The organism is Arthrobacter sp. NicSoilC5 (assembly GCF_019977395.1).
Classification (GTDB): domain Bacteria; phylum Actinomycetota; class Actinomycetes; order Actinomycetales; family Micrococcaceae; genus Arthrobacter.
The window spans coordinates 1718224-1731321 of sequence record NZ_AP024660.1; the positions used below are offsets into that span (position 1 = coordinate 1718224).

The window sequence follows — 13098 nt, forward strand, 5'->3', positions numbered from 1 at the left end:
ATGGATAAGTTCTTCAGCATTGTCAGGGGCTTCGGCCTGAAGCGCGGCCCCGAGCGGTGGCTTGGCGGGGTTTGTGGCGGCATCGCTGCCAAACTCAACGTGGACGTGGCGTACGTCCGCATCGCGTTCCTGCTCTTCGCCCTGCTTCCGGGCCCGGCATTCGTCTTCTACGTCCTGGCGTGGATCACCCTTCCGGACCAGCGCAACGAGATTCCGCTCCAGGCGTTCCTGGACCGCCGGTCGCTGAACCGGCCCTGACCGCCCAGGACCACGGCCCCGGCCCCGTGAATGATCACGGGGCCGGGGCCTTTTCCGTGTCCCCCGCGTGCGGGGCCGAGCCGGCCCCCATGTAACCGGTTTGTGTCGTACCCCACACACCCCACTACACTTCTAGGTGAGCTCAGCGTGGCGCTCTGCCTGTAAACCTTCTCCCCAGGATTTGAGCCGAACATGAAAATTGGAATCCTCACCAGCGGTGGCGACTGCCCCGGATTGAACGCAGTGATCCGAGGTGCAGTGCTCAAAGGCATTGCGGTCCACGGCCAGGAGTTCGTCGGATTCCGTGATGGCTGGCGGGGCGTGGTGGAAGGGGACATCATCGATATCCCCCGCACCATGGTCCGCGGCATCGCCAAACAGGGTGGCACCATTTTGGGCACCTCCCGCACCAACCCGTTCGAAAACGGCGGCGGCCCGGAGGCCATCAAGGCCCACATGGACCGGCTGGGCATCGACGCCATCATCGCCATCGGCGGTGAGGGAACCCTGGCCGCGGCCAAGCGGCTGACCGACGCCGGGCTCAAGATCGTAGGCGTCCCCAAGACCGTGGACAACGACCTCGACGCCACCGACTACACCTTCGGTTTCGATACCGCCGTCCAGATCGCCACCGAGGCCATCGACCGGCTCCGCACTACGGGTGAGTCCCACCACCGGTGCATGATCGCGGAAGTGATGGGCCGGCACGTGGGCTGGATTGCGCTGCACGCCGGAATGGCTGCCGGGGCGCACGCCATCCTGATCCCGGAGCAGAAGGTCAGCATCGAGCAGATCACCGAATGGGTCAATGAAGCCCACGCCCGCGGCCGTGCGCCCCTGGTGGTGGTGGCTGAAGGGTTCGTTCCGGAGCACATGGAGAGCCCGCACTCCGAGCGCGGCCTGGACACCTTCGGCCGTCCCCGCCTGGGCGGCATCGCGGACCAGCTCGCCCCCGAACTCGAAGCCCGGACCGGCATCGAAACCCGTGCCACCATCCTGGGGCACATCCAGCGCGGCGGCGTCCCCTCGGCCTTTGACCGGGTCCTGGCCACCCGGCTGGGCATGGCCGCCATCGACTCCGTGGTCGAAGGCTACTGGGGCACCATGGTGGCACTGAAGGGCACCGACATCCAGCATGTCGCCTTCGAGGAAGCCCTGGGCCAGCTCAAGACCGTCCCGCAAAACCGCTACGACGAAGCCGCGGTCCTGTTCGGCTAAGCCTGCAGGCCCCCCTAGGCTGGGACCATGACACTCGATCCCGGCTCAGCGGCCATCATCCAGTTGGCATGGGCACGCCGGCTGGGCCTTGACGACGACGCGTTCGGTGACGCCCTGGCATCGGGGGAACGGATTGTCCGGGCCGACGAATCGGCCCGGACTGTCGACTTTGTGCGGCTGTTCGGAAGTTCCGCCCTGGTGGGACCACGGAGCGTCATCGACGCCGCGGCGGACATTCCCGATGAGGAAATGGCCCAGCACGTCACCCTCCTGAAACTGACCAGGGAGCAGGGCGGCCACGGACTCGGTGCCGCAGCCCTGTTCTTCGCCGACGACCTGCCCCTCCAGCAGCCCTCCGAGGAACTGACCGTCTCGCACGGTAATCCGGAAGCGATCGAGCTGGAGGGAAGGTGCCCGCCGGACGACGTCAACGAGGTGGGTCTTTCCGACCTCGAGAACCGGTACACCATCGTCCATGAAATCGATGGCAGGCGCGTGCCCCTTGCCTGCGGCGCTTATGGCGAGTGGGAAGGCCTGCTGGCCAACATGGGGGTCCTGGTGGATCCTGAGTGGCGGCGGCATGGTCTTGGGGCCCTGGCCGGATCCATCGCCGCCCACGAGGCCCTTGCCGCAGGGCTGACGCTGCAGTGGCGTGCAGACGTCAGCAACACCGGCTGCCTTGCCCTCGCCCGGAAACTGGGCCTCTCAGCCGGCGGAATCCAGACCAGCGTCCACCTTCGCTGACGCAGGGCTCCCCGCGGCGCCCCAGTCCTGGGCCGGCTTCGGCTTGGCAAAGAACAGGGCAACGGCTGCGGCAACCAGCACCACTGCGGCGGGGAGGAGGATCGACTGGGCCATTGCCGTCGAAAACCCTGCGTGCAGGAACCCGGGAAGCGTACCGCCGCCCATGCCCATGCCCTCACCGGATGGGGCGCCGGGGCCGCGGGACGGGAGTTCGGCCGCCAGCCGGGACTGGATGAGGACGGCGATCGCAGCGCTGCCCAGCACGGCCCCGAACTGCCGGGTGGTGTTGTACACCCCGGAGCCTGCGCCGGCCTGGCGCGGCGGCAGGTTCCGGGTTGCGGTTGTGCTCAACGGTGCCCAGATGCCGGCGTTGGCAAAGCCCAGGACTGCGCTGGGAAGCAGGAACAGCAGGATGGGCGTGTCCGGCTGCATGAGCAGGCCATTCCAGACCAGGGCGACAGCCATCAGCGTCAGGCCGCCGGCGGCCAGATATTTCGGGTTGACCCGGTCCACGATCTTGCCCACCACCGGCGCCATGCCGCCTGAGATCAGCGCCATGGGCACCATCAGGAGTGCCGACTGGGTGGGCGTCAGACCGCGGACCAGCTGGTAGTAGAAGATCAGCGGCAGGCTGAAGGACGTGACGGTGAACCCCACCATCGTGATTCCAAGGTTGGCGAGGGAGAAGTTCCGGTCCCGGAACAGACCCAGCGGCAGGAGCGGCTCGCCTTTATTGAACCGCTGCCACGCCACGAACGCGGCCAGGACAACAAGGCCGGCAATAATGAGTCCCCAGACGCTGATGGGTCCGGTGATGGTGCCCCAGTTGTACGTCTCGCCTTCCTGGATGCCGAAGACCAGCAGGAAGAGCCCGACGGCGCTCAGCAGGACGCCGGGGATGTCGAACCGGTGCGGGTGCGTGCTCAGCGCCGGGACGTTGCGCATTGCCAGGATGAAGCCCACGACGCCGATGGGCACGTTGATGAAGAAGATCCACTCCCAGCCCAGGCCGTCCACCAGGACACCGCCCAGGATGGGCCCCACCAGGGTGGCCATGCCGGCCGTGGCACCCCAGATGGCCATGGCGGAACCGCGGCGGTCCGGCGGAAAGATGCGGGTGATGACCGCCATGGTCTGAGGCGTCATGACCGCTGCGCCTAGCCCCTGCACCACGCGGGCGGCGATAAGGGTTTCCACGTTTTGGGCCAGGCCGCACCAGAGGGAGGCCAGGGTGAACACCACCAGGCCGAGCAGGTACAGCTTCCGGGGGCCGAACCTGTCACCCAGCCGGCCCGTGATGAGCAGGGGAACGGCGTAGGCCAGCAGGTAGGCACTGGTCACCCAGATCACCGAGTTAATGTCGGCGTTCAGGCCCTCCATGATCCGGGGATTGGCCACCGAGACGATGGTGCTGTCGATCAGGATCATGAAGAACCCGATCACCAGGGACCACAGCGCCGGCCACGGCTTTTCTACGTTTTCCACTCTGTCATCCTTCTGGAGTTTTGTTTGGTGCCGGGCGGAAACCCGGAAAAGTCAGCCCAGCAGGTCCAGGATCTCCGAGCGGGCAAACATCTGCGCCGCTGCCCGTGCCGACGGCGCACCGGCGTCCGGATCCGCTCCGGCGCCCAGCAGAACCCGGGCCACGTCCGTGTAGCCCTTGAACGCCGCTCCTGCGAGCGGGGTTTGGCCCCTGTCGTTGGCGGTGTTGGCTTCCGCACCGTGCTGCAGGAGCAGCTCAACGGTGCCGGCGTGCCCGTGGTAGGCCGCGAGCATCAGAAGGGAATCGCCGGCGGAGTTCGTCATGGTGGCGGGCACCCCGGCGTCCAGGTAGGCACCCAGCAGCTCGTCGCTGCCGTCACGGGCAGCTTGGAAGAGCGTGTGCGCCAAAGCCAGCGCGTCGTCGTCGTGCCCCTCCGTTGCCTCCGCCCCGGCGTGGACGGGCGCGGTGTTCTCGGTCATCAGCGTGGCCCCCTCAGGAATCCGGTCTGGCGCCCCACGACCTGGCCGGCGTCGGGGGCGACGATGAGTTCCTGGACGGCCGGATACGGCTCGTCGCCGTCCAGGACCGTCAGTATTTCATCCGGGGCCACGGAACGCTTGATGACTGCCAGGGCGACGGGACCCATTTCGTAGTGCTGCGCCACCGAGGTCACGGTCCCCACTTTCCGCTCCCCGGCCATGACGGGACTCCCGGCAGCGGGCAGGGTGTGCTGCGAACCGTCCAGCTGCAGGAACACCAGCCTGCGCGGCGGGTGGCCAAGATTGTGGACGCGGGCGATGGTTTCCTGCCCCTTGTAGCAGCCCTTGGCCAGGTGCACGGCGGTGCGCAGCAGGTCCAGTTCGTGCGGGATGGTCTTGTCGTCCGTCTCGGCCCCGATCCTGGGGCGCCACGCTGCGACCCGGAGGGCCTCGGCGGCGAGCACGCCGGCCAACGCCCGCCCGGCGACGGCGTCCTCCAGCCCGGCGGCGGGGATAAGGTACTCGAACCAAGGGCGCTCAAGCCCGGGATGGTTCTCCTCTGAGACGGTGGCGTAGGAGTATCCGCCGGCGGAGACGTGCGGCCACGGATCCTGCCAGGCGAGGTGGCCGGACCATTCGGGCACGGCACGTGTGCTGCCCACAACGGCCCAGTCCGCCGAAACGTCGGCGATCTCCACCCGCAGCATGAACTTCATGCGGTTGAGGTACTCGGCAAGCGGGGCGGCTTCGGCTGCCTCCACGATCAGCCAGGTGCTCTCCCCGTCGTCGACCACCCTGGCGTCGAAGTCGATGCGGCCCTGGACGCTAAGGAGCAGCAGTTCGCTGGACTCGCCGGGTTTCAGGGCTGCCACCTGCTGTGAGGACAGGGTATTCAGCCAGCTGAGCCGGTCCGGCCCGGTGACGGTGACCACGCCGCGGTGGGAAAGGTCGACGACGGCGGTTCCGGCAGCAAGGGCGCGCTGCTCGCGCAGCGGCTCGCCGTAGTGGGCGGCGACCCCGGCGTCAGGGCCGGCGGCCACGACGGCCCCGGTGCGCGACAACAAAGGGCTGGGCGTAGTCATATGAAGTAGAAGTCCTTGGAGGTCAGCGGTATTCCGGGTTTTCGAAATCGAATCTTGTACCGGCAGCCCATTCGCCCGGCAGGTTTCCGTACGCGGGATAGCCCCCGGCGTCCTTCAGGATCCTGGCCAGGTGCAGGAGGTTCCACGTCATGAATGTGGTGTTCCGGTTGGTGAAGTCCGTCTCCGGGCCACCCGAGCCTTCATCCAGGTAGCTGGGCCCGGGGCCCACCGGCCCGATCCAACCGGCATCGGCCTGCGGCGGGATGCTGAAGCCGATGTGCTGAAGGCTGTACAGGACGTTCATGGCGCAGTGCTTGATGCCGTCTTCGTTTCCGGTGATCAGGCAGCCGCCGACTTTCGGGTAGAACGCCCATTGGCCCTTGCCGTTGAGCTCCCCGGAGTGGGCGTAGAGGCGTTCGATCAGCTTCTTGGTCTGGGAGGAGTTGTCCCCCAGCCAGATGGGTCCGGCCACCACAACAATGTCGGCTTCCTGGACCGCGGGGTAAAGCTCGGGCCATTCGTCGGTGGCCCAGCCGTACTGGGTCATGTCCGGGTAGACGCCGGTGGCGATATCGTGGTCCACCGTGCGGATCACCGTGGTGCTGACGCCCTGCTTTTCCATGATCCGGCGGCTGATGCGGATCAGTCCATCCGTGTTGGAGGTCTGGGGCGACTTCTTGAGCGTGCCGTTGAAAAAGACAGCCTTGAGGTCGCCGTAACCGGCCGGCGCTCCTGCTGCTTTCCTGGTGCCTTCTTCCACGGTGCCGCTCCCTTTTTCGCGGGTCAGGAGACCCTCTTTTTGGTCAGGAAACCCTCGTTGGTCAGGAAACCTTGTGCAGGAACGCGGAAGCGTGTGCCTCCAGGCCCTTCCCTGCCTCGCCGCCCGCGGCAACGTCCCACCGCCACAACAGGTTGCCGTCCACCAGCCCGAAAATGCGGGTGGCCGCACTGTAGTCCTTCGAGTGGCTGCCGCGCATCACCATGTCGGTGGTCAGCTGGATCTGGGGACCCTTGATCTGGCCGTAGTACAGCTCCGAGATTCCGCCGGGATGCGAGATGGACACGGAGATGTCGAAGCCGCCGTCCTTGTTGCGCAGTGCCTCAACCTCGTCGGCACTCTTCAGCACCGGCACGATGTCGGCGGGCACCAGGCCGGGACCGCCGTCGGCATCAAGCTGCTTGCGCTCCAGCGCCCAGAAACCCGTCTCGACGGTGAGCGGCCGCAGGCGCGTGCCTTCGTCGTCGGTCAACCAGCTTTCGGCACGGTACTGCAGGTACGGCAGGCCGTTGTGGGTGAAGGAAACGTGCTGCAGGAAGTGTTCGGAATCCTCGTCGCCGCTGCCCAGCCGGCCCCGGCCCTCCCACTCACCGATGAGCCAGGAAAGGGGGACGAGTTCGGGGGTCAGGTCTGTAGGAATCTCAATGGGCATTGGTCTTACCTCCAGATACGGCCGGTCCTTGAAAAGGGGTGGCTACTTCTGGCCCTTGAAGAGGCGGTAGACCACGAAGCCGGCGAACCAGGCCATGGACAGGCTCGCAATGCCGAGCAGGACAAGGAAGAAGATTTCAAAAGCAAGTACGGACATGGTGCCATCCTAACCCGTTAGTAGATGAGTAGTTTGTCTATGAAGTACGCGAGGGATCCGACGGCCGAAACAGGGGCAAGGCCCATGCCCAGCGCGGCCGGGATGTTCAGCGGGGCACCGCGGAGCGTTGCCAGCCGCCGGAAGCTGGCCAAGACCGCACCGACCACCACGCCGAAGACGGCGGCCGGCAGGACGGCGATGTCCGACAGGACCAGCCCGGCAAGCGGTCCGGCCAGTCCGGCAAGCACCACTCCCAGCGGGGCGACGATGCTGTCCGGCCAGCGGATAAGCCCTGCCAGCAGGGCCACTGCGGCGCTGATCGCCGCCACCAGCAGCATTTCCCGGACACCGTTGAACCGGGAGCCGGCAATCCAGCCCGCGCCGAGGCAGGACAAGAGGACACCTGCGCAGCATCCAAGGGTGGACTCCAGCCGCTGCGCCTGCCCGGTGCCGCGGATCAACTGCACCACGAAAACGGCCATCATTCCCAGGGCAACGAAGGCGGGTGTCCAGTCCAGGTACCCGGGGGCGGGCGCCAGGCCCGCCGCTACTGCGGCGCCTGCGCCCGGCAGGGCGATGACGGCGGCGAGGGTCTTTTTGGCGGGAATGCGCAGGAAGTGCGGCCAGCCGATGCCCACGGCCGCGGCGATCAGGATACCCACCACCACGAGCGCTTCCGGCGAGGCGTAGACCCCGGCGATAATCGCAATAAGGCCGGCTATCCCGACGACGCCAACGGTCCAGGAGCCAAGCGAACGGACGGGCGCCTGCAGTTCCGCCGTCATGCGGGGCCCGGCCTGTGCTTCGTCGGTGCACTCACTGCGCTGTTTTCCCATCCTGGCGATCGGCCGGAAGGCTGGTCAGCCCCCTCACGGCAGGGCGGGTCCGCCCTGGTCCAATCCTGCCTTATGTGAACTGGATATGTCGCAAAACGTGCTGGTCCACGTCGCGGATCTGTGGTCTGGAAGGGGCTGACGGGTATACTCAAGGTTCAGCTACGCTCCCTGCTGAGGTGGCTGGCCGGCGGCATGCTGACGGACCAAAACCTCCTGCAGGAAGCCAGTACCGGCCGGTGAGAATCCGGTTCAGTCGCCCAACGATGCGCGGACGGCCCTTGGAGGAACAATGTCGCACATCCTGTTACTGACCAACAGCACCGGTTCTTCGGTGGACATCCTGCCTGCCCTCGAGCTGCTGAACCACAGGGTCCATATCCTCCCCGCCGAGCCGACGGCCCTCCTCGAAACAGACCCCTGCGACATTGTCCTGCTGGACGCCCGCAAGGACCTGGTGGGCGCCCGCTCCCTCACCCAGCTCCTGAAAGCCACTGGCCTCAGCGCCCCGCTCGTGCTGATCCTCACTGAGGGTGGCATGGCTGCGGTGTCCTCCGCGTGGGCCGTTGACGACATCGTCCTCGATTCCGCCGGCCCCGCCGAGGTGGAGGCCCGCATCCGGCTGTCCGTTGCCCGGGCCGTACCCGAGCAGGAAGACACCCCGAGCGAAATCCGTGCCGCGGGCGTCGTCATCGATGAGGCAAGCTACACGGCCCGGGTCAACGGGGCGCCCCTGAACCTGACCTTCAAGGAGTTCGAACTCCTGAAGTACCTGGCCCAGCACCCCGGCCGCGTCTTCACCCGGCAGCAGCTGCTTACCGAGGTCTGGGGTTACGACTACTACGGCGGCACGCGCACCGTGGATGTCCACGTCCGGCGGCTGCGGGCCAAGCTCGGCGCAGACCACGAGAACCTGATCAGCACCGTCAGGAACGTGGGCTACCGCCTCACCCTGGTCCGGCAGCAGGAAGATGAACTCACCGAGGCTTGAGCCTGGACCGCCGCCGGCGTATAGCCTTGGCTCATGACTCCAGCGCATCCGCAGAAGTGGCCCGTCCATGTCGTCCGGGGCGGAGCTGACCAGCAACTGCTGAAAGACTGCCGCGACCTTTTGGCTGCGGCTGAGGAATCGGACGGCAACCCCTCCATTTCCGAGCAAACCCTGGTGACCATGCGGGCCGGGGATTCGGCCGAGCACACGCTGCTGACGCTGGCCCTCTACGCCCCGGACGAGGACTCCGACCCGGTGACCGGCCAGGATCTAGCGGGCTTCGCCGTCGTGGTTGAAGAGCAGGACGGAACCGGCATCCTGGAAATCGCCGTCCATCCCTCGTACCGGAACCAGGGTGTGGCGGACCGGCTGGTGGGTGCGCTGAAGGAGGTCCGGGGCTTTGACGGGCTTAAGGCGTGGTCCCACGGCAACCACGAGGCCGCTGCCGACCTTGCCGCCCGCTATGGGTACGCGCCGGTGCGCGAGTTGTGGAAGATGCGGATGACGACGGCGGGCGCGGACCTGCCCGACGCCGGCCTTCCGGACGGGGTGGCCATCCGCGCCTTCGTCCCCGGCAAGGATGAGGAGGCGTGGCTGGCCGCCAACCGGGCGGCGTTCGCCCACCACCCCGAGCAGGGCGGCCTCACCAGGGCCGACCTCGACGCGCGCATGGCCGAGGACTGGTTCGACCCGTCCGGCTTCCTCCTGGCGGAAGACCGGGACGGGCGCCTGCTGGGATACCACTGGACCAAGGTCCACCCCCGCCACGGTGAGCATCCTGCGATCGGCGAGGTTTACGTGGTGGGCGTGACGCCGGAGGCGCAGGGCATGGGCCTGGGCAAGGCGTTGACCATTGCCGGCATCAAACACCTCCGCGACGCAGGATTAAATGGCGTGATGCTTTACGTGGATGCTGACAACGCCCCGGCCGTTGCCCTGTACCGCCGGCTCGGCTTCACCCGCTGGGACATGGACGTCATGTACGGCCCGGCCGGCGGGTAGGCAGGCCGCAAACCAATCCCCGGCGCCGCGTAAAACAAAGGCCGTGGGACCGGTGAATGCTTGTAAGGTTGAAATGGAGCCGCGCGGGGCGGAAGCGCCGGCACTGGAGCGCCAGCTAAAGGAGAAGCCATGAACCCGGAACCGTCCGGAACAGCCACGTCCCAGGATGTTGCGGTGCCTGTCCGGGCCCGCTTCGGCTCCTCCGAGGTACCGGCATCACGGGCCACCCAGGACCGGATCGACATCCCTGAGTTCGCACCGAACCTGCAGCCGGAAGGCGACATCCGCCCTGACCGGTTCCTGGACCGCGAGCTGAGCTGGCTTGCCTTCAATTCCCGCGTGCTGGAACTGGCGGAAGACCCCACCCTCCACCTGCTGGAACGGGTGAGCTTCCTGTCCATCTTCGCCTCCAACCTGGACGAGTTCTTCATGGTCCGCGTGGCAGGCCTCAAGCGCCGCATCGCCACCGGACTCGCCGTCCCCTCCCCTGCCGGCCTGAGCCCGGTTGAGGTGCTGGAGCGGATCAGCGAGGAAGCCCACCGGCTCCAGCAGCGGCATTCGCAGGTCTTCGCGGAGCAGATCCGCCCCGCCCTGGCCTACGAGCACATCCACGTCATGCAGTGGGGGGAACTGGACGACGCCGCCCAGCAGCAGCTCAGCGTCATGTTCGCGGAAAAGGTCTTCCCCATCCTCACGCCCCTTGCCGTGGATCCGGCGCATCCGTTCCCCTATATCTCGGGCCTTTCACTGAACCTTGCCGTGGTGGTCCGGAACCCGGTCAGCGACAAGGAGCTCTTCGCCCGCGTCAAGGTCCCCGACCAGCTGCCGCGGCTGATCTCCATCGACGGCCCGCGCGCCGGTGCCGTGCCGGGCCGGGTGGCACGGTTCATCGCGCTTGAAGAAGTCATCGCCGTGCACCTGGACAAGCTGTTCCCCGGCATGGAGGTCCTGGAGCACCACACCTTCCGCGTGACGCGCAACGAGGACGTGGAGGTGGAGGAGGACGATGCCGAAAACCTCCTGCAGGCACTGGAGAAGGAACTCCTCCGCCGCCGGTTCGGCCCGCCCGTCCGGCTGGAAGTCACCAACGACATCAACCCCAATATCCGGGCACTGCTGATCCGTGAACTGGGGGTCGAAGAGTCCGAGGTGTACTCGGTGCCCGCACCGCTGGACATGCGGGGCCTGTCCGTCATTGCCGGGATCGACCGTGCGGACCTGCACTACCCCAAGCATGTCCCGCACACGTCGCGGTACCTGAACGAGTCCGAGACATCCAAGGCTGCCAACGTGTTCGCCGCCATGCGGCGCCGGGACATCCTGCTGCACCACCCGTACGATTCGTTCTCCACGTCAGTACAGGCGTTCCTGGAACAGGCCGCGGCGGACCCGAAGGTCCAGGCCATCAAGCAGACCCTGTACCGCACCTCCGGCGACTCCCCCATCGTGGACGCCCTGATCGACGCTGCCGAGGCCGGCAAGCAGGTCCTGGCCCTGGTGGAGATCAAGGCCAGGTTCGATGAGCAGGCCAACATCTCCTGGGCCCGCAAACTGGAACAGGCCGGCGTGCACGTGGTGTACGGCATCGTGGGCCTGAAAACCCACTGCAAGCTTTCGCTGGTGGTACGGCAGGAGGTGGACGGCCTTCGCCGCTACTGCCACATCGGCACCGGCAACTACCATCCGCGCACTGCACGGTACTACGAGGACCTGGGCCTGCTGACTGCCAACGACCAGGTGGGCGAGGACCTTTCCAAGCTGTTCAACCAGCTTTCCGGCTACGCGCCCAAGTCAACCTTCAAGCGCCTGCTGGTGGCACCCCGCTCCGTGCGCTCCGGGCTCATCGACCGGATTGAGACGGAGATCCGCAATGCCCGGGCAGGTGTGCCGGGCCATGTGCAGATCAAGGTGAACTCAATGGTGGACGAGGCCATCATCGACTCCCTGTACCGTGCATCCCAGGCGGGTGTGAAGGTGGACGTGGTGGTCCGCGGCATCTGCTCCCTGCGCCCCGGCGTTCCCGGCCTGAGCGACAACATCACGGTGCGTTCCATCCTGGGCCGGTTCCTTGAACACTCGCGGGTGTTCGCCTTTGCCAACGGCGGGGACCCCGTGGTGTACATCGGCTCCGCGGACATGATGCACCGTAACCTGGACCGACGGGTGGAGGCGCTGGTGCAGCTCAGCAGCCCGGACGACATCACCTACGTCCTTGACCTCCTGCGCCGCTACATGGACCCGGAAACCTCCAGCTGGCACCTCGACAACGAGGGCCGCTGGATCCGGCACCACCTCTCCGAGGACGGGAAGCCGCTTGAAGACGTCCAGTCCTGGCTGCTGGCGTCCCGTCCGCGGCAACGCAGCCTGAGCCGGCGATAAGGGCCGCCGCGTTGTCGAGCGATGCACTCGTAGCTGACCAGACTGACCACCCGGGGGAACCCATAGCTGTAACTGCTGCGGGCGCCATTCCCTGGCGCGCCGGCAGGGACGGCCTGGAGGTCCTGCTGATCCACCGGCCCCGCTATGACGACTGGTCATGGCCCAAGGGAAAGATCGACGCCGGCGAGACAATCCCCGAATGCGCCGTCCGTGAGGTGTGGGAGGAGATCGGCCTCAAGGCGCCCCTGGGGATACCGCTGCCGCCCATCCACTACCACGTGGCGTCCGGGCTCAAGGTGGTCCACTACTGGGCGGTCAGGGTCAACGGTGACAGCCTGGTTCCGGACGGCAAGGAAGTGGACAGCGTCATGTGGTGCGCCCCCGAAAAGGCCGCCCGCCTGCTGTCCAACCCGTCCGACGTCGGCCCGCTTGAATACCTGCGCGACGCGCATGAACGCGGGGAGCTGGACACCTGGCCCTTACTGGTGCTCCGCCATGCCAAGGCCAAGCCGCGCTCGTCCTGGAGCAAGGCCGAGGGCGAACGCCCGTTGGCGGCCACCGGATCCCGGCAGGCCCAGGCCGTGGGCCGGCTCCTGGAGGTATGGAAGCCCATGCGGGTGGTGACCAGCCCCTGGCTGCGCTGCGTCGCAACCGTGGCCCCGTATGCCCGGGCCACGGGCGCGAAAGTGAAGCTCGCGGAGGGCTTGACCGAGCACAAGCACCAGCGGAGTCCGAAGAAAACCGCCGCCGTCATCGAGTCCCTGGTCGATAAGCAACGGGCCGTGGTGGTCTGTACCCACCGGCCTGCCCTGCCCACAGTGCTCAAGCAGCTTGCCACCCACATGCCATCACACCTGGCGAAGCTGCTGCCCGCCCATGAGCCGTTCCTGTCACCGGGCGAGGTGGTGGTCTGCCATGTGGCCAACAGCGGTAAAAAACGGGTTGTAGCGGTGGAACAGTTCAAGCCCTTTGACGACTAAGGAAACCCGCGCCGCTTGACCCGGGGCCGGTATCCCCCTTGACTTGGGTGAACGATGCACAGT

Annotated in this window: 13 protein-coding genes; 7 read left to right on the forward strand and 6 right to left on the reverse strand. The window is 66.7% G+C overall.

Annotated elements, in window-relative coordinates; translation table 11 throughout:
- The 3 genes from LDO22_RS08015 (at position 1) to LDO22_RS08025 (ending at position 2220) form a co-directional block, all read left to right on the forward strand.
- A complete protein-coding gene (locus LDO22_RS08015; protein ID WP_159631346.1) occupies positions 1-258 on the forward strand; it encodes a PspC domain-containing protein in 258 nt (85 codons plus the stop codon).
- Between the two features lie 192 nt (positions 259-450).
- Positions 451-1476, forward strand: a complete 1026-nt coding sequence (locus tag LDO22_RS08020) for an ATP-dependent 6-phosphofructokinase (protein WP_159631345.1) — start codon at positions 451-453, stop codon at positions 1474-1476.
- A 27-nt stretch (positions 1477-1503) separates the two neighbouring features.
- A complete protein-coding gene (locus LDO22_RS08025; RefSeq protein ID WP_159631344.1) occupies positions 1504-2220 on the forward strand; it encodes a GNAT family N-acetyltransferase in 717 nt (238 codons plus the stop codon).
- Here the strand turns inward: LDO22_RS08025 and LDO22_RS08030 are convergent.
- The 6 genes from LDO22_RS08030 to LDO22_RS08055 form a co-directional block, all read right to left on the reverse strand.
- Positions 2182-3705 carry a DHA2 family efflux MFS transporter permease subunit gene (locus tag LDO22_RS08030; RefSeq protein ID WP_224026676.1) on the reverse strand — a complete coding sequence of 508 codons (1524 nt, stop codon included), beginning with the start codon at positions 3703-3705 and terminating at the stop codon, positions 2182-2184. The genes LDO22_RS08025 and LDO22_RS08030 overlap by 39 nt on opposite strands.
- Positions 3706-3756: 51 nt before the next feature.
- Positions 3757-4182 (reverse strand): ankyrin repeat domain-containing protein, encoded by a 426-nt coding sequence (locus LDO22_RS08035; protein ID WP_224026677.1) that lies wholly within the window; start codon positions 4180-4182, stop codon positions 3757-3759.
- On the reverse strand, positions 4182-5264 hold the full coding sequence (locus LDO22_RS08040) for a glycine cleavage T C-terminal barrel domain-containing protein (protein ID WP_224026678.1): 1083 nt from the start codon (positions 5262-5264) through the stop codon (positions 4182-4184). Before LDO22_RS08040 ends, LDO22_RS08035 begins: the two co-directional genes overlap by 1 nt.
- Before the next feature lie 22 nt (positions 5265-5286).
- On the reverse strand, positions 5287-6024 hold the full coding sequence (locus tag LDO22_RS08045) for a flavodoxin family protein (RefSeq protein ID WP_159631341.1): 738 nt from the start codon (positions 6022-6024) through the stop codon (positions 5287-5289).
- A gap of 61 nt (positions 6025-6085) precedes the next feature.
- Positions 6086-6694, reverse strand: coding sequence for an FABP family protein (locus tag LDO22_RS08050; RefSeq protein WP_159631340.1), 609 nt, complete (start codon positions 6692-6694; stop codon positions 6086-6088).
- 173 nt (positions 6695-6867) lie between these two features.
- Entirely contained in the window at positions 6868-7635 is a 768-nt protein-coding gene (locus LDO22_RS08055; RefSeq protein ID WP_224027194.1) for a permease, read from the reverse strand.
- A gap of 340 nt (positions 7636-7975) precedes the next feature.
- Between LDO22_RS08055 and LDO22_RS08060 the strand changes: the two genes are divergently transcribed.
- The 4 genes from LDO22_RS08060 (at position 7976) to LDO22_RS08075 (ending at position 13035) form a co-directional block, all read left to right on the forward strand.
- Positions 7976-8674 (forward strand): response regulator transcription factor, encoded by a 699-nt coding sequence (locus LDO22_RS08060; protein ID WP_159631339.1) that lies wholly within the window; start codon positions 7976-7978, stop codon positions 8672-8674.
- Between the two features lie 33 nt (positions 8675-8707).
- A complete protein-coding gene (gene mshD / locus LDO22_RS08065) occupies positions 8708-9676 on the forward strand; it encodes a mycothiol synthase (RefSeq protein WP_224026679.1) in 969 nt (322 codons plus the stop codon).
- A 129-nt stretch (positions 9677-9805) separates the two neighbouring features.
- The gene (locus tag LDO22_RS08070; RefSeq protein WP_159631337.1) at positions 9806-12055 is read left to right on the forward strand and encodes an RNA degradosome polyphosphate kinase; all 2250 of its coding nucleotides are present in this window, start codon (positions 9806-9808) and stop codon (positions 12053-12055) included.
- Between the two features lie 11 nt (positions 12056-12066).
- Complete coding sequence (locus LDO22_RS08075) at positions 12067-13035, forward strand: NUDIX hydrolase (protein WP_159631336.1); 969 nt, start codon at positions 12067-12069, stop codon at positions 13033-13035.
- The last annotated feature ends 63 nt before the right edge of the window (positions 13036-13098 follow it).